Origin of the sequence: Comamonas serinivorans (assembly GCF_002158865.1) — a bacterium.
Taxonomy (GTDB): Bacteria; Pseudomonadota; Gammaproteobacteria; order Burkholderiales; family Burkholderiaceae_C; genus Comamonas_E; species Comamonas_E serinivorans.
Window position 1 is genome coordinate 2,788,152 of record NZ_CP021455.1, and the last position, 19,592, is coordinate 2,807,743.

Consider the following 19,592-nt stretch of genomic DNA (forward strand, 5'->3'; position numbering starts at 1 on the left):
GGAAGCTAGACAGCTTCGGCAATGCTCAAAAATTGTTCCGACAGGGCCAGCTTTTGGAGGTTGATCTCCTGCCAGGATTTCCCGGCCTGATCCGTGTACATGTGGCCGAAATAATCCGGCAGATTCTCGCCAACGCTGGTTGAACGCACGAAATCGCGCCGGGTTTTCAAGCCCATCAGGCGGTCGATGAGCAAGGCCGCATTGATTTGCAACAGGGGATTGAGCGCCACCACCCGCGATTGCGGCCCGGTGTTCGGCGGCACATCCGACGCCACGAAGCCGCCAATGTCCACCACGCCGCACAAGGCGCCGCGCAGGTTGGCCACGCCCACGAACCAGGGTTTGACATAGGGAACGCGCTTGGCCCCTTCAAACGGGAAAATCTCTCCCGCATGGCTGAGGGGCAGCAGCAACAGGCGCCCGTGTGATTCCACGCCCAGCCATGAAGCCCCCTGGGTCACCTGCTCCACGACCTTGAGTTTGTCGGTCAGGCGATTTTGAAGATTTTCAAGCGCTTGTTTATCGGCCATGTCAACTCAGTGCATTGATCTTGGCCAGCAGTTCACTGGCATTGATGGGCTTGGTCAGGTAGTCTTTCGCGCCTTGACGCAAACCCCACACCCGATCGGTTTCCTGATTTTTGCTGGTGCACAGGAAAATCGGGATGCTGGCGTAACGCGCATCGCGCGAAAGCATCCGCGTGAGCTGAAAACCGCTTTGGCCAGGCATCACCACATCCATGAGGATGAGGTCCGGTCGCGCTTCTTCCACGCGCCGCCAGGCCTCTTCGCCCGAATGAGCGGTGCTCACAGTGAAGCCATGCTTGCTCAGCAATTCCGACAAAAACAACAATTCGGTTTTGGAATCATCCACCACCATGACGTGACGCACTGGCATGTCAACCCACCGCCGAAATCGAACCCGACGAGAAGCGGGTCACCGTTTGCAACAACTGATCCTTGGTGAACGGCTTGGTCAGGTATTCCTGCGAGCCCACCATGCGACCACGGGCCTTGTCAAACACCCCGTCCTTGGACGACAGCATGACCACAGGCGTGGCGGAAAACTTGTCGTTGCGTTTGATGATGGCGCACGTCTGATACCCATCGAGACGCGGCATGAGGATGTCGCAAAAAATCAGATCCGGTTGGTAATCCGAAATCTTGGACAAGGCGTCGAAACCATCTTCGGCAAGCACCACCTCATGGCCGCCCTGCTTGAGAAAAATCTCGGCGCTGCGGCGGATGGTGTTGCTGTCGTCAATGACCAGAACCTTGAGCCCGGAAGATTGAGTGCTCAATTTTGCAAACCCCTAGAAAAACATCGTGGGCGCAGGCCGCCGACTTGTTGCTGTGGCAGTGCCAAGGCCCGAGCGCCCCTGAAAATTATTGTATCTAGTTATGACAAATCCACGCGGGAATTTGTCATGCCCCCGCGCCAGGCACCTTCGGGCACGGGTGCCGCCGTTCTCATGTCATGATCGCAGCACCAATGACAGCCCTCCCCGAGACCGATCCCTCCCTCGCCAACGTCGACAACGGCTTGATGTTGGTGTTCAACCACAACGATCCCAGCGGAGCCGGCGGATTGGCCGCCGATGTGCTGGCCGCGGGCAGTGCCGGCGTGCATGTGCTGCCGATCGTGACCGCCGTGCTGGTGCGCGACACCGCCAGCACGCGCGAGCTGCACAACCTGCCGGCCGATGTCATCGAAGAGCAGGTCCGCGCCGTGCTGGAAGACATGCCGGTCAAGGTGGCCAAGCTGGGCTTCGGCGGCTCGGCCGAGGGCCTGGCCACCTTGGCCGAGGTGCTGGCCGACTACCCCGACTGCGTGCTGCTCACCCACCTGCCGGACCTGTCCTGGTGGGATTCCGGCGAAATCGAACGCTACCTGGATGCCCTGCGCGAGCTGGTGCTGCCCCAGTCGTCGGTGCTGGTGGGCAACCGCGACAGCCTGCAGCGCTGGCTGCTGCCCGACTGGCCGAACAGCAGCCCATGCTCGCCCCGCGAACTGGCCGCAGCGGCGGCCGAATCGGGCTGCCCCTTCGTGCTGGTCACCGGCGTCGTCGACGGCGACGACATCGTCAACACCCTGGCCTCGCCCAACAGCGTGATCCTGCAAGCCAGCTTTGAACGCATCGACAGCGCCTTCCTGGGCGCGGGCGACACGCTGAGCGCCAGCCTCGCCGCCCTGCTCGCCCTGGGGGCCAGCGACCTGGCCGAAGCCGCGCAGGAGGCCCTGACCTACCTGGACCGCAGCCTGGCCGCGGGGTTCAAGCCCGGCATGGGCCGCGCGGTGGCCGATCGGCTGTTCTGGGCCAACGACGACGAGGCGGAAGACGACACCGAACCCCAGGAGGGCGAGGCCCAGGATGCCGCAGAGCCGCCCAAGCCCGAGCCAACCAAAACCAGGCTGTCACACTGATGCAGACAACCAGGCAGTATTCGACCCCGCCGATTATTCGGCAAACGGAAAACATCCCATACTGCCGTTAATCGAACTCATCCACAGGCCCAGCCGCGACAGGCAGCTCACGCCTTGGATGCCCTCGCGACCCCAGAACGCCACACCATGACCCGCAACGATCAGCTCTTCAACCGCGCCAAACAGATCATCCCCGGCGGCGTGAACTCGCCCGTGCGTGCCTTTCGCGCCGTGGGCGGCACGCCGCCCTTCATCGCCAGGGCGCAGGGCGCCCACATGTGGGACGCCGACGAGAAACGCTACATCGACTACATCGGCTCCTGGGGCCCCATGATCCTGGGCCACGGCCACGCCGACGTGCTGGCGGCCGTGCGCGCGGCCTGCGAGGACGGCCTGTCCTTCGGCGCCCCCACCGAACGCGAGGTCGAGCTGGCCGAAACCATCCGCACGCTCTACCCCTCGATCGATATGGTGCGCCTGGTGTCCTCGGGCACCGAGGCCGGCATGAGCGCGATTCGCCTCGCGCGCGGCGCCACGGGGCGCAACAAGCTCATCAAGTTCGAGGGCTGCTACCACGGCCACGCCGACTCCCTGCTGGTCAAGGCCGGCTCCGGGCTGGCCACCTTCGGCAACCCCACCAGCGCCGGCGTGCCCGCCGACGTGGTGCAGCACACCCTGGTGCTCGAGTACAACAACCAGGCCCAGCTCGAAGAAGCCTTCGCGCTCTATGGTGACGACATCGCGGGCCTGATCATGGAGCCCATCGCCGGCAACATGAACTTCGTGCGCGCCACGGTCGATTTCACCCGGGCCTGCCAGGACCTGTGCCGGCAGTACGGCGCACTGCTGATCTACGACGAGGTGATGACGGGCTGCCGCGTGGCCCTGGGCGGCGCGCAAAGCCTGTATGCGCAGCAGATTCCGGGTTTTGCGCCCGACCTCACCGTGCTGGGCAAGGTCATCGGCGGCGGCATGCCGCTGGCGGCCTTTGGCGGCAAGCGCGCGGTCATGGAAAAACTCGCCCCGCTGGGCCCGGTCTACCAGGCCGGCACGCTGTCGGGCAACCCCGTGGCTACGGCTTGTGGCCTGGCCACCCTGGCCGCCATCCAGGCGCCGGGCTTCCACGCCAAGCTTGGCGACATGACGCGCCGCCTGATGGACGGTTTGACGCAAGCCGCGCATGACCATGGCCTGCCCTTTTGCGCCGACAGCGAAGGCGGCCTGTTCGGCTTCTTCCTGCTGCCCGAGCTGCCGCAAAACTACACCCAGGTCATGAAGACCGATGGCAAGCGCTTCAACCAGCTGTTCCATGGCTTGCTCGAGCGCGGGGTCTACATCGCGCCGGCGCTGTACGAAGCCGGCTTCGTCAGTGCCGCCCACACCGAGGCCGACATAGCCGCCACCGTGGCCGCCGCGCGCGAGGTGTTTGCGCAGATGGCAGACTGAGTATCCCTCCATGTCCGATGTCGTTTCAACGACATTGACCCCATACTGCAACAACCTCCACAGATCACCGTGAGCGACCTGAGCAAAATCACCTGCATCGAGGACTTGCGCCAAGTGGCCCAGCGACGGGTGCCGCGCATGTTCTACGACTACGCCGACACCGGCAGCTGGACAGCGTGCACCTACCGCGCCAACGAAGCGGACTTCGCACCCATCCAGTTTCGCCAGCGCGTGGCCATCAACATGGAAGGCCGCAGCCTGGCCACCACCATGGTGGGCGAGCCCGTGAGCATGCCGGTGGCCATCGCCCCCACGGGGCTGACGGGCATGCAGCATGCCGACGGCGAGATCCTGGCCGCCCGCGCGGCGCGCGAAGCCGGCGTGCCCTTCACGCTGTCGACCATGAGCATCTGCTCCATCGAGGACGTGGCCCAGCATGCGGGCCCCGGCTTCTGGTTCCAGCTGTACGTGATGCGCGACAAGGCCTTCGTCGAAAGCCTGATCGACCGCGCCAAGGCCGCCGGCTGCGGCGCGCTGGTGCTGACGCTCGATTTGCAGATGCTGGGCCAGCGCCACAAGGACATCAAAAACGGCCTGTCCACCCCGCCCAAGCCCACGCTGACCAACCTGATCAACCTGGCCACCAAGCCGCGCTGGTGCCTGGGCATGCTGGGCACGCGGCGGCGCCAGTTCGGCAACATCGTCGGCCACGTGAAGAACGTGGACGACATGAGCAGCCTGGGCGCCTGGACGGCCCAGCAGTTCGACCCGCGCCTGAGCTGGGACGACGTGGCCTGGATCAAGCAGCGCTGGGGCGGCAAGCTCATCCTCAAGGGCATCATGGAGCCGGTGGATGCACGCCTGGCCGTGAACAGCGGTGCCGACGCCCTGATCGTGAGCAACCACGGTGGCCGCCAGCTCGACGGCGCGCCCTCGACCATCCGGGTGCTGCCCTCCATCGTCGACGCCGTGGGCCGCGACATCGAGGTGCACATCGACAGCGGCATCCGCAGCGGGCAGGACGTGCTCAAGGCCTGGGCGCTGGGCGCCCGCGGCACCTACATCGGGCGCTCCTTCCTCTACGGCCTGGGCGCGTTCGGCCAGGCGGGCGTGGCCAAGGCGCTCAAGATCATCCGCAACGAGCTGGACATTTCGATGGCCTTTTGCGGTCACACGCAGTTGCAGAACGTGACCAAAGACATCCTCGTGCCCGGCACCTACCCCCTGCCTTTCCTTGACTGAGGATCAGGCAGCAGTATGGCGCCATTCCCGTTTCGTGATGAACGGGAATGCATGCATACTGCTTACTCTGAACTGAATGCCTCGGCACCCGGATCAACCCGTCTGGACCGCCACTGAAGCGACAGCCCTGGGCGGCGTCACCCGGATGCGTTATGGTCCCTGGGTGCCGTGCGCCGGGTGTGCGGGCCACCTGGCCGGTCCACCGCGATGCACCCCTTTGTCCACCCTGCGCCCCTTGCGCAGCCTTGTGTTTGAAAAGGAGCTTTCATGACCATGCGAACCCTGAACCTGTTGGCCGCTTCGGTGTTGGGCCTCGGCGCCCTGATGAGCACGTCCGCCTTTGCCCAACCCAAAGCGCAGCGTGCGGCCGCCCCCGTGGAGTGCGGCGCCAACAGCGACCCCGCCGCTTGCCGCAAAGAGGCCGCAGCCGCCCGTGCCGCCGCCCGCAGCGGCGCCCTGACCCAGGGTGACTTCAAGGCCAACGCCCTGGCCCGCTGCGAAGTCGTGCCGCCGGCCGATCGCGACACCTGCCGGCGCCGCGTGGAAAGCGGCCAGTCCAGTGGCAGCGTCGAAGCGGGCGGCACCCTGACCGAGCTGCGCGAGCAGGTCCCCGCCAAGCAGCCCTGAGCCACGCACTCGCCCTTGCTCCAGCCTGCTCTCGCAGGCTTTTTTGTGCCCGCACCCAAAGCCCCGCCGAGGCTATGCTCGCAGGGTGTCTGCCCCCGCCCCGCCCCCTGCCCCACCCGCCCGGCCGCGCCGCATCGCCCACCTCGACATGGACGCGTTCTTCGCGTCCGTCGAGCTGCTGCGCTTTCCGCAGCTGGCCGACGCGCCCGTGATCATCGGCGGCGGCCGGCTCAACGTCGCCGACTGGATGGCGCGCCTGAACACGCGCCTGCCGCTGCACCTGGGCCGCCCCTGGGGCGACGACGGCGAAGGCGGCCAGGCCGACCTGGCCCGGATTCCGCTTGACCAGTTTCCCCGCCTGTCCGATTACAAGGGCCGCGGGGTCATCACCACGGCCACCTACCCGGCACGCGCCTTTGGCGTGGGCTCGGCCATGGGCATGATGAAGGCGGCCAAACTCTGCCCGCAGGCCATCTGGCTGCCGGCCGATTTCGACCGCTACCGCGACTACTCGCGCCGGTTCAAGGCCGAAATCCTGCGCCTGGCGCCCGTGATGGAGAACCGCGGTGTTGATGAGGTGTTCATCGATTTCACCGATGTACCCGGCGGGCAGGACGACGCAGGTGCCGCGCTGGCGCAGCGCCTGCAAGCCGCCATCCGGCAGGCGACCGGCCTGACCTGCTCGATCGGCGTGGCACCCAACAAGCTGCTGGCCAAGATGGCGAGCGAATTCAACAAGCCCAACGGCATCGCCATCGTGCAAGCCGGGGACCTGCAGACCCGCATCTGGCCCTTGCCCTGCCGCAAGATCAACGGCATCGGCCCCAAGTCCGACGCAGCGCTGGCCAGCCACGGCATCGGCACCATCGGCGAACTGGCGGCGGCCGACCCGGCCTGGCTGTGCGAGCGCTTTGGCGAGCGCCACGGCAGCTGGCTGCACCGCGCGGCCTGGGGACGCGATGACCGCCCCGTCGAGACCAGCAGCGAACCCGTGAGCATGAGCCGGGAAACCACGTTCTCGCGGGACCTGCATGCGGTGAACGACAAGGCCGAGCTGGGGGCCATCTTCACGCGCCTGTGCGAACAGGTGGCCGGCGACCTGGCGCGCAAGGGCTTCGTGGGCCGCACGGTCGGCATCAAGCTGCGTTACGACGACTTCCGCATCGTCACGCGCGACCAGAGTCTGCCGCAGCCGGTGCAGGACGCGGCCGCCATTCGCCGCGTGGCCGGCCAATGCCTCAAGCGCGTGGACCTGAGCCGCCGCTTGCGCCTGCTGGGGGTGCGCGTGAGCGCGCTGCGCCGAGCCGACGAGGCGCAGGACGAGGCGGTCGGGCGCGGCGAATCCCTGCCCTTGTTTTGACATGCGGCGCCGGGGGCTGAGTGGCCCGTGCGCCAGCCGTCCCCACGCTTTCACCGAGCCGGATGTGGCACCTTCGCGACACAAAACCCCATGCTGCACGAGGACGTTGGTTCCGCGAGGCCAAAACGGGCGAATTTACAACCGCAGCGGGTACCCACCCCATTGCACTTTCATTACAACGCCAATCTCATCGTACCCCTCGCCCTTGACCTGGGCTTGCGGTGTGCGACAGATGGCGCTCTGGCGGACCGAAGGCCTGGCGCACGCAGAATCCGAAGGTAATTCTTAAGGGCTATATCACAAGCCACGCGGTGTCAGCAATACGTATCAATGCATGCGCATGGAGGGGCGCTTCTCCTACAATTTTGTAAAAATTTTTACATTTGCTGTGCCCGCCGTGCCCTCCCGCAGACCGTCTTCCATGCCGTGGGCTCGTGCTGTGGCATGGGGCATGGGTCCCCTGCTGCTGAGCCCGGTCTCGGCCCTGGCGCAAAGCCCCACGGGAGAGCCTGCGCCACGCATCGAAGCGCTGGACGCCATGCAAGCCGAGCAGGCGCGCCTGCACAAGTTGCTGGCCAACCAACCTGCGGCCTACCAGGACAAGGTCATGGATGCCTCGGCGCTGCCCTCGCTTGAGGGCGCCGGCGATGCGGACAGCGCCCCGGCGCAAGGCTTGCGCCAACAGTGGATCGAATCCCGTTACGGTCTGCTGAACAGCCGCACGGACACGGCCTCCACACGGGATCACCGGCAGGCGCATGAGTTGGGCCTGCGAGCCGAACTGCGGCAAGAAACCCTCAACTGGGGCGAATGGATCCTGCAAGCCGATGCACGCCAGCGTCGGGGCGACTGGCTGAACCTGGGCTCCACCGCACCCGGCGAAGGCGACAGCGGCACCCGCCTCACGCTGCGCAACCTGGGCCTGCCCCTCACCGCGACCACCTGGGCCGATGTGGCCCTGGGCGACCAGGCGGCCGAAGTCACCGACACCCTGCGCCGCAGCTACCGCCTGATGCTGGGCAACAGCGTGATCCGCGGTGCCAGCGCGCGGATCCATGACGGCCAGTCCGAGGTCAGCGCAGGGCTGGGCACACGGGCCGAGCTGACCGGCAACCCCTACCCCACCCATGTGCGCAAACCCGGTCAGCTGGCCTGGCTGGGCGCCAGCCACCGCTGGGCCAATCGGTGGTTCATCGGCGGCCAGCTCAACCACGCCAGCGGCAGCGGCCTCAGCGTGAACAGCGCCTTCAACGACCCCTGGGCCGCCGCCGGCACCAGCGCAGCGCTGACGCTGGGCTTCGGCCCCGAATGGCTGGAGGACGGTGAGCACCGCGTGCGGGCAATCGCCCTGCTCAGCCACGCCGATGGCCTGGCCGACACGCGCCGACGCAGCGCGGCCGGCTTGTACCTGGAAGGCGGGCTGAACCACGGCGGCCATCGCCATGTCTGGGGCTTGTACGCCACCCAACCGCAGCTGTTCTTTGGCGACGCCTACCTGAACACGGACAACCGCGGCCTGTACTGGCGCGTGGACCGCACGCTGAGCCGCCTGAGCTGGGGAGCGGGGCTGGACGTGTCGCAGCTCGCGTCGCGGCAGGGATGGTCGCAGGCCGGCAGCCAGCGGCAATGGACAGCGAACGGCAACGCGCAGTACCGCATCGACCGCAGCAGCAGCGTGGGCTTGAGCGTGAGCGTCAGCCAGACCCGGCAGGACGCGGCCGCCAGCGAGGCACGCCGTGGCCAGCGCTCGCTCTATGCCAGCGGCTTTCTGCAAACCCAGTTCGGCGGCTGGGCACCCACGCGGTTTCGCGTCACCCTGCGCCGCAACCAGACCCTGGTGGTCGACGACGTGAGGGCCACCGGCGAGCAGTACGAATGGGAGCAGGAGTGGGTCACCAGCCAGCAGGACACCCTGCGGCCGGAGTTCACCACCACGCTGGGCTGGGCCCGCGACCGCAGCAGCACCGGGCAGCAGGTCTATCCCACGGCGGGCCTGCTGCTGCGGCAATGGCTGCGTCCCGACTGGCAGGTGAGCGGTAACCTCCACTACACCTCGCGTTCCGGCAACCTGGCGACCAGCCGGGGGCTATCGGGCAGCCTCAGCACCGAGCTGCAGCTGGGGCGAGGCTGGCGCGCGGGCGCCATGCTGCTCATGAACCAGGCGAAAACGCAGACCACCGGCCTGGCCGGCACCAGCACGGCCCAGCTGATCCGCAGCAACGACAAGTCGTTTCATGTCTTCGTGCGCTGGGACGGCAGCGACGGCCAGTCACTGGCACGCACAGGGCAGCCGGGCAGCACAGGTGCCGGCCGCATCGAGGGCACGGTGTACTTCGACGCGAACCGAGATGGTGAGCAACAGGCCAGCGAAGGCGGCGTGGCTGGCGTCGAGGTCTTGCTCGATGACCGCTACCGGACCACCACCGACAGCGCCGGCCGATTCGAGTTTCCCGTGGTGGCCACTGGCCACCACCGCTTGCGCCTGCGCCTGGAAAGCGTGCCCCTGCCCTGGGGGACGGCTCAGGAGGCCGGCCAAGCCATCGAGGTTCCCTTGCGCGGCCTCGCCCAGACACGCATCCCCGTGGTGCGGGTGGGAGGCGAATGAACGCGCCAGGACAACACCGGGGTTGTCTCCCCAACCCCACCAGAATGCAGCCATCCCGGCCTTGCGACTGGTTTTCACCTGCGCCAACGGTCGCAGCAAGGAGTGGACCATGAAAGTACAAGCACGCATCGTTTATGCCGCACTGGGCGTCGCGCTCAGCCTGGGCAGCCAGCTCGCCCATGCCGAGGCCAGCTACGGCTACCAAAGCTCGGGCACCGGCGCCGTCAACGCCAACGCCCGGGTCAGGTTCCAGGTCAATGTGCCCAAGCTGATTCTGCTGCGCGTGGGCGCCGACGACACCACCGTGAACACGGTGGCCTGGGACGTGCGGCCCAACTGGGTCACCGCGCCCGGCAGCCTGACCTCGGGCGCCACGAGCTCGAACACGCCCTGGAACGGCGCCGCGCCGACCTTTACGGCTGCCGCCAATCCGACCAACAGCAACGTGCTGACCGCCTACGCCTGGACCAACGGCTCGGGGGCCACGCTCACGCAGGCCACCAGCACCGCCATGGCACCGACCACCGGCCCCACCATGACCAACATCACCGTGACCAGCACCGGGGCATTGACCCATCCCGGCGCCAACCTCGGCACGGCCAGCCCAACCTCGCTGGCCATTGGCACCGCCTACACCGGCACCTGGACCTACGGCCTGGACACGACCAACGTGGCCAGCTGGCCGGCGGGCACCTACACCGCCACCGTCACCTACACCGCCAGCTCGCTGTAACCCATGGGCAAGCCGTCTGCTGTGCGGACCGGTGTGCTGCTCGCAGCATGGCTGTACGCTGCTCAGGCCGGCGCCGTGTTCTACACCTTCCCGCTGGGATCTCAGGCGCTGACCATGCGCGTGGGGCCCAGCACCGGGGTGGCCGAGGTGAGCTTCACGGTGTCGGGCAGCTCACTCAGCCCCAGCCCGCTGGAGGTCAGCGCCGCCAGCCCCATCGAGGTCGAGGTGATCTGGCAGCGCCCGTTTCTGGGCGGTCTGTTTTCCAGCGCCACGGTGACGGTGGACGCCAGCGCCGGCCTGGCCTGCCAGGCTGGCTCAGGCTGCGGCAGCACCGTGATTCCCTTCAGCGACATCTGCTGGACGACGAGCGATCCGGCCGGCTCGGGCGAAGACCTGGTCAGCAGCTGCTTCACGGGCAGCGCAAGCCAACAGGTGGCCAGTTTCGGCGCCGTCCTCGGGACCAGTCGGGGCATGCGCAACAACCTGACCTTCCGCTACCGCAACACCCGCGTCTACCCGGCCGGCACCTACAGGGGCCGCGTCACCTTCACGGCCACCTTGTTATGAGTTGTCTGCCTTTCCTGCGCGATGCGCGATCGCTCCTGCTCGGGCTGACCTGCACCCTGGCCCTGTGCGCACAGGCACACGGGCAGGCGCAGCGGCTGGATGACAGCGCTTCGCCGCGCCAGCACATCGACCTGACCTGGCAAAGCTCGGCCACCGGCCAGTTGACGGCCGTGTCACAGACCGAATACCGCCTGGCCACCCTGGTCCACGTGGGCCGCTCGGCGCGCATTTACCTCGTGATGCCTGCGTTGATTCCTGGCGTGCTGCACCCCGGCGCGCTGCGCCTGCAGTGGCAGGGCCAAGTCCTGGCACCAGGCCGCGCGCAACCGGGCGATCGCGTGCTGGTGTGGTCGGGCCCCGTCAAAAACCCCTATTTGACCGACACCTTGAGCGTGCGCATCGACGTCGATCCGAATGGCGTTCGCCTCGCCCCCAACCAAGCGTTTCGCTTTGAACCCTATTTTGAGATCGAGGTGTTGCCATGAAGCTCACACGCCCGGTGCGGCGCCTGTCCGTTGGCCTGCTGCCGCTTGCCGCCCTGTGGGTTGCGCTGTGCGCTCCTGCCCAGGCCGCCTTCGAGGTGGCCGTCACGCCGTCGCGCTTTGAACTGGAAGGGCGCAGCGCCCAACGCATGGGCCAGGTGCTGGAGATTCAGAACCTGGGCGGAGCGGCCACGCAGCTGAGCGTGCGCACCCTGGATTGGCGTTACTCGGCAGCCGGCGAGTTGAGCCTGCACGACGAGCTGCTGGACGGCAGCTGCCGTCCATGGGTCACCATCGAGCGCAAGCTGGTGCAGGTGCCCGCGCGCGGCACGGTGCGTTTTCGCTTTCAGATCGACATCCCGGCCGAAGCGCCGCGCAGCGAGTGCCGCTTCATTCTGGCCATCGAAGGCGTGGAACCGGCCCAGCAAGCCGTCATCGACCGGGGCGGCGCCAGCCTGAGCCTGCCGGTCAATGGCCGCATCGCCGTCACGGTCTATGTGGGTGTGAACGGCGCCCAACCCCAGCTGGAGCTGCTGGAACTCGGCCAGCAGGCCGTGAACGGCACGCGCCAGGCCACGGTGACCGTGCGCAACAGCGGTGACGCCCATGGACGCCTGGATGGCAGCCTGGATGCCAAGGATGCCGATGGCATGGGCTTTGAGCTGGTGCCCGAAGGCACGCCCGTGCTGCCCGGCCAGACCCGGGTGCTGCCCCTGCACCCCCGTCGCACCGACGCCAAGTCGCCGCCGGTGCCCCGCTGGCCCATTCGGGCAAGCGGCGCGCTGGACTGGGACCGTGGGGCCTTCAAAATCAACGCGGAGCTCCCGTGAGGGCAAGGGCGACGTCCATCCTGTGGGCCGCCCGGCGCGCGGGTGCCATGCTGGCCGCCTGTGCCATGGGCTGGGCGTTGCCGGATGCCGCATGGGCTGACGCGCAGCAGACCACGGGCTCACCGGCCCGGGCCCAGCTCGATTTCTCGCTGCGCATCGACAAGTTCATCTACCTGCGGGTGGGCTCGGGCAGCAACCCCGGCGGCACGGATGGCGGCAGCGGCCCTGCGGCCAACGCCACGCAGGACACCGTGGTCTTCAACGTCACCCCCACCGTGGCGCCCGCGCCCGCGGCGCTGACGAACGGCAACGACCTGTCTCGATCCTGGAACGGCAGCAGCCCGAGTTTTTCCGGCACGCCCACCGCCACGCTGCCCGTGGCCGTGCGCAGCAACGCGGGGCCGGTCAGCATCGCGGCCCAGGTCAGCGCGCCCTTGAGCAACGGCAGCCACACCATCCCCATGTCGGCCATTGGCGTCACCTCATCCAGCAGCGCCCTGCCGGCACCCGCCCTGCCTGCCGCTGGCACAGGCGCTGCCGTGCTCGTCCCGACCGGCGGTACCGGCACCTCTGCGGCGCCCAGCCTGCTGACCCAGCAGACCGCCAACTGGACCTTCACCTACACGCATCCGCCCGCCACGCCGGCGGGCAGCTACAGCGGCACCGTCACCTTCACGGCCACCGCCCTGTAAGGCCTCCCCCATCGTTCACGAAACCGGGCCAGACCTTGAGCGCTCAGTGCAAACCCCGCCGCGTACCGGCTGGATGGCCTGCTACATTTGGGCGCACCTGAAAGCCGGCACGGGAGGCCGGCTGTTTGTTCACATTGGTAGGAGTATCGACCTCATGAAGTTGCAAGGTTTCACCCAGATCGCCGCCGCTGCCGTGCTCACCTTGGGCGTTGCCCAAGGTGCCATGGCCCAGGGCGTGATCAAGATCGGCGTTGCCGGTCCCATGACGGGCTCGGTGGCTCAGTATGGCGACATGGTCAAGCTCGGCGTGGACGCAGCCGTGGCCGACATCAACAAGGCGGGCGGCGTGAGCGGCAGCAAGCTCGAAGCCGTCTACTACGACGACGCCTGCGACCCCAAGCAAGCCGTGGCCGTGGCCAACAAGATCGTCAACGACAAGGTGAAGTTCGTCGTGGGCCACGTGTGCTCCGGCGCCACCCAGCCCGCCACCGACGTGTACGAAGACGAAGGCGTGCTGATGGTGACCCCCTCGGCCACCGCACCGGCCATCACCGACCGCGGCCAGAAGCTCATCTTCCGCACCATCGGCCTGGACAGCGTGCAAGGTCCGGTCGCCGCCAAGTACATCTCCAGCCACTACAAGGGCAAGACGATTGCCGTGCTGCACGACAAGCAGCAATACGGTGAAGGCATTGCCACCGCCGTCAAGAAGGGCGTGGAAGCCGATGGCGTGAAAGTCGCCGTCTTCGAAGGCATCAACGCCGGCGACAAGGACTTCAACGCCCTCATCACCAAGCTCAAGCGCGCCAACGTCGATTTCGTCTACTTCGGTGGCTACCACCCCGAAATGGGCCTGCTGCTGCGCCAGGCGCGTCAGGCCGGCCTCAACGCCAAGTTCATGGGTCCCGAAGGCGTGGGCAACAAGGAAATCACCGCCATCGCCGGCCCCGCCTCGGAAGGCATGCTGGTGACGCTGCCCCGCGCCTTTGAAACCGACCCCAAGAACAAGGCGCTGGTCGATGGCTTCAAGGCCGCCAAGAAGGACCCCTCGGGCATCTTCGTGATGCCGGCCTACTCGGCCGTGCAAGTGATTGCCGATGGCATCAAGAAGGCCGGACAGGATCCCGCCAAGGTGGCTGCCGCCCTGCGCGCTGGCACGTTCAACACGCCGATCGGCAACATTGGCTTCGACGCCAAGGGCGATGTGAAAAACTTCGCCTTCGTCGTCTACCAATGGCACAAGGATGGCACCAAGAGCGAAGCCAAGTGAGCCCAGGGCTGGGCGCCGCCCGCCCCGGCCTTTGGCCGGTGCGCCAGGCCTGAACGTCCGGCCGAAACAGCAAGCCCACGCCGTGGGCTTGCTTTTTTTGCATTCAAAATTTCCTCGCTGTCAGATGAAGTGAACGGAAAACCTTCATTTTTCTGACGTTGTCAGCGAATTTCTGCACAACAGGATTTCGCCGCAATCTTCGCCCCATACCCCATGGACGCCCTCACCCATTACCTCCAGCAGCTGGTCAACGGCCTCACGGTCGGCAGCACCTATGCGCTGATCGCCATCGGCTACACCATGGTCTACGGCATCATCGGCATGATCAACTTCGCCCACGGCGAGGTGTACATGATCGGCTCGTACATCGCCTTCATCGCCATCGCCGCCCTCATGGCCGCCGGCGTCGACTCCACGGTGCTGCTCATGGGCGCGGCCTTCCTGGCCGCCATCGTGATCACCAGCGCCTACGGCTACAGCATCGAACGGGTGGCCTATCGGCCCCTGCGCGGCAGCAACCGCCTCATCCCGCTGATCTCGGCCATCGGCATGTCCATCTTTCTCCAGAACATGGTGCTGCTGTCGCAGGACTCGCGCGAGAAAGCCATCCCGCAGCTGATCACCGGCTTTGCCGTGGGCAGCCCGGGCGGCGACGGCGTGATGATCTCGTGGATGCAGATCATCGTCTTCGCCACCACACTGGCCGTGATGCTGGGCCTGACCTGGTTCATCTCACGCTCCCGCATGGGCCGTGCCTGCCGAGCCTGCGCAGAAGACCTGCGCATGGCACGCCTGCTCGGCATCGAAACCGACACCGTGATCTCGATGACCTTCGTCATCGGCGGCGCGCTGGCGGCGGTGGCCGCTGTGCTGCTGGGCATGCAATACGGCGTGATCAACCCCAGCATCGGCTTCCTGGCCGGTATCAAGGCCTTCACCGCTGCCGTGTTGGGCGGCATCGGCTCCATTCCCGGGGCCATGCTGGGCGGCTTGCTGCTGGGCGTGGCCGAAGCCTTCGGCGCCGACATCGTGGGCGACCAATACAAAGACGTGGTGGCCTTCAGCCTGCTGGTGCTGGTGCTGCTGTTTCGCCCAACGGGCATCCTGGGCCGTCCCGAGGTGGAGAAGGTATGACGCTCAACACCCCTTTCAAACGCGCCCTGTTCTCGGCCCTGCTGGTGCTGCTGGTGTCCGGGCCCATCCTGGGCCTGAAGCTGCGCACCGTCGGCATCGGGCTGGAGGTGCACAACGCCAACCCACGCGTGTGGTGGGCCATCGGCGCCGCCACCGTGCTCATGTTCCTCTGGCAGCTGGTGCGTGACCGCGTGCCCGTGCCCGCGTTCCTGCGCCCGGGCAGTGTCTCGGCCCCGCAGCCGGGCACCCTGCGCCACCGCCTGACCCTGCCCACCACCCAGCGCTACATCATCTGGGCCCTGGTGGCCGTGGCCCTGGTCGCACCCTTCTTTGCCTCGCGCGGCATGGTGGACATCGCCACCTTGATCCTGATCTACGTCATGCTGGGCATCGGCCTCAACATCGTCGTGGGCCTGGCCGGCCTGCTCGACCTCGGGTACGTGGGCTTTTACGCCGTGGGCGCCTACACCTACGCCCTGCTCGCCGAATACGCCGGCTGGGGCTTCTGGCAGGCCCTGCCCGTGGCCGGCGCCGCGGCCGCGCTGTTTGGATTTTTGCTGGGCTTTCCCGTCCTGCGCCTGCGCGGTGACTACCTGGCCATCGTGACCCTGGGCTTTGGCGAGATCATCCGGCTGCTGCTGCGCAACATGACCGAGGTCACCGGTGGCCCCAACGGCATCGGCAGCATCCCCAAGCCGACCTTGTTCGGCCTGTCGTTCGACCGCCGCGCCCCCGAAGGCATGCAAACCTTCCACGAGTTCTTCGGTCTGGAATACGACCCCGCGCTCAAGGTGGTGGCGCTGTACCTGATCGCGCTGCTGCTGGTGCTGCTCGCGCTGTTCATCGTCAACCGCCTGATCCGCATGCCCATCGGCCGCGCCTGGGAGGCGCTGCGCGAGGACGAAATCGCCTGCCGCGCCCTGGGGCTCAACCCCACGGCCATCAAGCTCTCGGCCTTCACCTTGGGTGCCGCGTTCGCCGGCTTCGCGGGCAGCTTCTTCGCCGCGCGCCAGGGCCTGGTCACGCCCGAATCCTTCACCTTCATCGAGTCGGCCATGATCCTGGCCATCGTGGTGCTGGGCGGCATGGGGTCGCAGCTCGGGGTCATCCTCGCCGCCATCGTCATGGTCATGCTGCAGGAAATGCGCGGCTTTGCCGAGTACCGCATGCTGGTGTTCGGCCTGGTGATGATCGTGATGATGATCTGGCGCCCACAAGGCCTGCTGCCCATGCAGCGCCCCAAGCTGCAGCTGAAAGGAGAGCCGGCATGAGCGCGCTCCTCACGGTCAAGAACCTCTCCATGCGCTTCGGCGGCCTGCTGGCCGTTGACGGTGTGAACCTCACGGTCGAGCCCGGCCAGGTGGTCTCCATGATCGGCCCCAACGGCGCCGGCAAGACCACGGTGTTCAACTGCCTCACCGGGTTTTACAAGCCCACGGGGGGTGACATCCTGCTGCGCGGCGAGCCCGTGCAGGGCCTGCCCGGCCACAAGATCGCCCACAAAGGCGTGGTGCGCACCTTCCAGAACGTGCGCCTGTTCAAGGACATGACGGCGATCGAGAACCTGCTGATCGCCCAACACCGTCACCTGAACACCAATTTCCTGGCGGGCCTGATCAAGACGCCGGGGTTCCGCCGCAGCGAACGCGAGGCCATGGACTTCGCCGCCCAATGGCTGGAGCGCGTGCGCCTCACCGACGTGGCGAATCGCCCTGCCAACACGCTGGCCTACGGCCAGCAGCGGCGGCTGGAAATCGCCCGCTGCATGATGACCAGGCCCCAGCTGCTCATGCTCGATGAGCCGGCCGCCGGCCTCAACCCGCGCGAGACCGACGAGCTGGAGCACCTGATCGCCGAGCTGCGCACGCAACACAACATCACCGTGCTGCTGATCGAACACGACATGAAACTGGTCATGAGCATTTCCGACCACATCTTCGTCATCAACCAGGGTCGGCCCCTGGCGGACGGCACGCCCGAGCAGGTGCGCAACCACCCCGAGGTCATCAAGGCCTACCTGGGCGAATCGTGATGGGAGCGCACATGCTGGAGTTTTCCAACGTCAACACCTTCTACGGCAAGATCCAGGCCCTGCACAACGTCAGCCTGCAAGTCGGCCAGGGGGAAATCGTCACGCTGATCGGTGCCAACGGCGCCGGCAAGTCCACGCTGCTGATGACGCTGTGCGGCGACCCGCGTGCGGCCAGCGGCTCCATCACCTTCGAGGGTGAAGAGCTCGTCGGCCAGTCCACGCCGCAGATCATCCGCAAGGGCATCGCCGTGTCGCCCGAGGGCCGGCGCGTGTTCGCGCGCCTCACCGTCGAAGAGAACCTGGCCATGGGCGATTTCTTCGGCAAAGCCGACGAACGCCAGGCCCGCATGGACCATGTGCTGAGCCTGTTCCCGCGCCTGAAGGAGCGGTTTGCGCAACGCGCGGGCACCATGTCAGGGGGCGAGCAGCAGATGCTGGCCATCGGCCGGGCGCTGATGAGCAAGCCCCGCTTGCTGCTGCTGGACGAGCCTTCGCTGGGCCTTGCGCCCATCATCATCCAGAAGATCTTCGAGACCATCGAGCAGCTGCGGCGCGAAGGCGTGACCGTGTTCCTGGTCGAGCAGAACGCCAACCAGGCGCTCAAGCTGGCCGACCGCGGCTATGTGCTCGAGAACGGCCACATCGTCATGCAGGGCAGCGGCGAAGCGCTGCTGGCCGACCCCCGCGTGCGCGACGCCTACCTGGGCGCCTGAGCCCGCACGGGCCCCGCCCCTGCCCGCATCACCTGCCGCGCATGGCCCCGCCACCGGCCCGGTCCTTCTGCTGGCAGTTCGGTGTATTCGGCATCCTGATCGTCTCCGGGGCCGGCTTGCGTGCGCACGTGCTGCGGCCAGGCGTGCTGCTGCAATGGGCGGCCGCCTGGCTGCCCTGGCCATCCAGCTCCTCACAGGCTGGCGCATCGGCCGCGACTGGACGGGACGCCGCAGCGATCCCGACGACCGGGCCGCAAAGTCGGCGGTGTCGCCCTTTGAGGCCTGGGCTCATGGAGCTGGGCAGCGCTCGCCGCGGGCCTGGGCGGGCTGCTCTGGCCTTGACCGCCACACCGACAGTGCCGGCCACTCGACAACGATACAAGCAGTATCCTTGCATTCCCGATGACCGACAAACGAGGACCCAGCCATACCCCTCACACCAAACGATAAACCGACCCGTACCGCAGGCACCAGCCGTGCTCGCGCATGAGGCTGGCCATGTGCGGGCCCATGCGGCAACGGGCGGGCAAGGTCTGGGCATCCTGCGGGACACCCGGCATGGCGTTGCGCACCGTGACCCGCTCGGTCACGCGGTGCAGGGCTCGCCACACCCCTTGGACCTGCGCCTCCATCGCGGCACCGCTGCGCGCATCGCCATCGGCGCGGTCCCAGGTGATGCCCAAGCCCGAGGCCGGGACCTCGATGAAGTCGCGTGGCCAGGCCGCCAGATCGGCGCCGGGGCCAAAGTCCCGCGCGGGAACCACCCGAGCGGGATGCCCACCGCGGCATTCAGCAGCAACAGGCCCAAGGCGGCCGACGCGCGCTGTGGCGCCTGATGCGCCGCGGCATCGGCGGCAGCCGACAGGTTGCCGTCCGGATCGGTGGAGCGGTGCATCGCGTCGGGGGATGCCAGGGGCAGCTGCGCCGCCGCCTGCTGCAAGTGGGGTGACGGCCCATCACCGTAGCCGCACTGCAGCGCAGCCATCAGCGTGGGATGCGGGCGCGACTGCCCGCGCACCGGGCCAACGTGCGTGCACATCCAGGACAGGCCGGGCAGGCTGGCGCCCAGCGCATCGCTGAAGGCTTGCAGGTCTGTGGCGGTCAGCCACAGCACGCTGGTGCGTGTGACGCATCCGGTGACGGGGCGCGGGGTGGGCATGGGTCGGGTGAAGCCGGGATGCGGCATTGTCGGTCAGCCGCCCGGGCATGGGCTGCAGCCGCGTCGGCTTTGTCTGCACCCGGCGTCGCAACCGGCCTGCCAGGGGCTGACTTCAAACGGCGTGCACTGGGAGGGCTGGCCGCGGCATCAGGCGCGGCTGCGCATTGGGCCGTCGTGCATCCCTTCAGGCCAGCGCAGGACAGTCGGGCAGCGGAACGCCGATCGGCTCCAGGCTCACGCCACGCCGGCACGCCTGACAGCCGCCATCGTCACGCC

Annotated in this window: 20 protein-coding genes; 16 read left to right on the top strand and 4 right to left on the bottom strand. The window is 67.2% G+C overall.

What is annotated here, in order from left to right:
• Positions 1-5: 5 nt before the first annotated feature.
• Genes CCO03_RS11730 through CCO03_RS11740 form a run of 3 tightly spaced genes read right to left on the bottom strand, consistent with a single transcriptional unit; the run spans position 6 to position 1,300 of the window.
• Positions 6-530 (bottom strand): chemotaxis protein CheW, encoded by a 525-nt coding sequence (locus CCO03_RS11730; protein WP_087281242.1) that lies wholly within the window; start codon positions 528-530, stop codon positions 6-8.
• 1 nt (position 531) lies between these two features.
• Positions 532-897, bottom strand: coding sequence for a response regulator (locus CCO03_RS11735; protein ID WP_087281244.1), 366 nt, complete (start codon positions 895-897; stop codon positions 532-534).
• A 1-nt stretch (position 898) separates the two neighbouring features.
• Complete coding sequence (locus CCO03_RS11740) at positions 899-1,300, bottom strand: response regulator (RefSeq protein ID WP_087281246.1); 402 nt, start codon at positions 1,298-1,300, stop codon at positions 899-901.
• Positions 1,301-1,491: 191 nt separating this feature from the next.
• Between CCO03_RS11740 and thiD the strand changes: the two genes are divergently transcribed.
• The 16 genes from thiD to CCO03_RS11820 all read left to right on the top strand — a co-directional run bounded on the left by thiD (position 1,492) and on the right by CCO03_RS11820 (position 18,157).
• A complete protein-coding gene (thiD, locus tag CCO03_RS11745; protein ID WP_236903790.1) occupies positions 1,492-2,424 on the top strand; it encodes a bifunctional hydroxymethylpyrimidine kinase/phosphomethylpyrimidine kinase in 933 nt (310 codons plus the stop codon).
• A 147-nt stretch (positions 2,425-2,571) separates the two neighbouring features.
• Complete coding sequence (hemL, locus tag CCO03_RS11750) at positions 2,572-3,870, top strand: glutamate-1-semialdehyde 2,1-aminomutase (protein ID WP_087281248.1); 1,299 nt, start codon at positions 2,572-2,574, stop codon at positions 3,868-3,870.
• Between the two features lie 69 nt (positions 3,871-3,939).
• Entirely contained in the window at positions 3,940-5,112 is a 1,173-nt protein-coding gene (locus CCO03_RS11755; RefSeq protein ID WP_087281250.1) for an alpha-hydroxy acid oxidase, read from the top strand.
• A gap of 267 nt (positions 5,113-5,379) precedes the next feature.
• Complete coding sequence (locus tag CCO03_RS11760) at positions 5,380-5,739, top strand: hypothetical protein (RefSeq protein WP_087281252.1); 360 nt, start codon at positions 5,380-5,382, stop codon at positions 5,737-5,739.
• A 148-nt stretch (positions 5,740-5,887) separates the two neighbouring features.
• Complete coding sequence (locus CCO03_RS11765; RefSeq protein ID WP_087281254.1) at positions 5,888-7,099, top strand: Y-family DNA polymerase; 1,212 nt, start codon at positions 5,888-5,890, stop codon at positions 7,097-7,099.
• Between the two features lie 451 nt (positions 7,100-7,550).
• The gene (locus tag CCO03_RS11770) at positions 7,551-9,704 is read left to right on the top strand and encodes an SdrD B-like domain-containing protein (protein ID WP_157667656.1); all 2,154 of its coding nucleotides are present in this window, start codon (positions 7,551-7,553) and stop codon (positions 9,702-9,704) included.
• A gap of 109 nt (positions 9,705-9,813) precedes the next feature.
• On the top strand, positions 9,814-10,437 hold the full coding sequence (locus tag CCO03_RS11775) for a hypothetical protein (protein WP_087284609.1): 624 nt from the start codon (positions 9,814-9,816) through the stop codon (positions 10,435-10,437).
• Between the two features lie 3 nt (positions 10,438-10,440).
• Positions 10,441-11,004 carry a hypothetical protein gene (locus CCO03_RS11780; protein ID WP_157667657.1) on the top strand — a complete coding sequence of 188 codons (564 nt, stop codon included), beginning with the start codon at positions 10,441-10,443 and terminating at the stop codon, positions 11,002-11,004.
• Positions 11,001-11,489: a hypothetical protein gene (locus tag CCO03_RS11785; protein ID WP_087281259.1), complete on the top strand. Its 489-nt coding sequence runs from the start codon at positions 11,001-11,003 to the stop codon at positions 11,487-11,489. The genes CCO03_RS11780 and CCO03_RS11785 overlap by 4 nt, the downstream gene beginning before the upstream one ends.
• Positions 11,486-12,316: a fimbrial biogenesis chaperone gene (locus tag CCO03_RS11790; protein WP_236903791.1), complete on the top strand. Its 831-nt coding sequence runs from the start codon at positions 11,486-11,488 to the stop codon at positions 12,314-12,316. The genes CCO03_RS11785 and CCO03_RS11790 overlap by 4 nt, the downstream gene beginning before the upstream one ends.
• Positions 12,313-13,008: a hypothetical protein gene (locus CCO03_RS11795; RefSeq protein WP_157667658.1), complete on the top strand. Its 696-nt coding sequence runs from the start codon at positions 12,313-12,315 to the stop codon at positions 13,006-13,008. Before CCO03_RS11790 ends, CCO03_RS11795 begins: the two co-directional genes overlap by 4 nt.
• 154 nt (positions 13,009-13,162) lie before the next feature.
• The gene (locus tag CCO03_RS11800) at positions 13,163-14,278 is read left to right on the top strand and encodes a branched-chain amino acid ABC transporter substrate-binding protein (protein WP_087281264.1); all 1,116 of its coding nucleotides are present in this window, start codon (positions 13,163-13,165) and stop codon (positions 14,276-14,278) included.
• A gap of 213 nt (positions 14,279-14,491) precedes the next feature.
• Positions 14,492-15,412: a high-affinity branched-chain amino acid ABC transporter permease LivH gene (gene livH, locus CCO03_RS11805; RefSeq protein ID WP_087281266.1), complete on the top strand. Its 921-nt coding sequence runs from the start codon at positions 14,492-14,494 to the stop codon at positions 15,410-15,412.
• Complete coding sequence (locus CCO03_RS11810) at positions 15,409-16,683, top strand: high-affinity branched-chain amino acid ABC transporter permease LivM (RefSeq protein ID WP_087281268.1); 1,275 nt, start codon at positions 15,409-15,411, stop codon at positions 16,681-16,683. Before livH ends, CCO03_RS11810 begins: the two co-directional genes overlap by 4 nt.
• Positions 16,680-17,444: a high-affinity branched-chain amino acid ABC transporter ATP-binding protein LivG gene (gene livG, locus CCO03_RS11815; RefSeq protein WP_087281270.1), complete on the top strand. Its 765-nt coding sequence runs from the start codon at positions 16,680-16,682 to the stop codon at positions 17,442-17,444. Before CCO03_RS11810 ends, livG begins: the two co-directional genes overlap by 4 nt.
• Positions 17,445-17,455: 11 nt before the next feature.
• Positions 17,456-18,157 carry an ABC transporter ATP-binding protein gene (locus CCO03_RS11820; protein ID WP_087281272.1) on the top strand — a complete coding sequence of 234 codons (702 nt, stop codon included), beginning with the start codon at positions 17,456-17,458 and terminating at the stop codon, positions 18,155-18,157.
• Between the two features lie 434 nt (positions 18,158-18,591).
• Here CCO03_RS11820 and CCO03_RS11825 read toward each other — a convergent pair whose 3' ends face one another.
• Positions 18,592-18,921, bottom strand: coding sequence for a hypothetical protein (locus tag CCO03_RS11825; protein WP_087281274.1), 330 nt, complete (start codon positions 18,919-18,921; stop codon positions 18,592-18,594).
• Between the last annotated feature and the right edge of the window lie 671 nt (positions 18,922-19,592).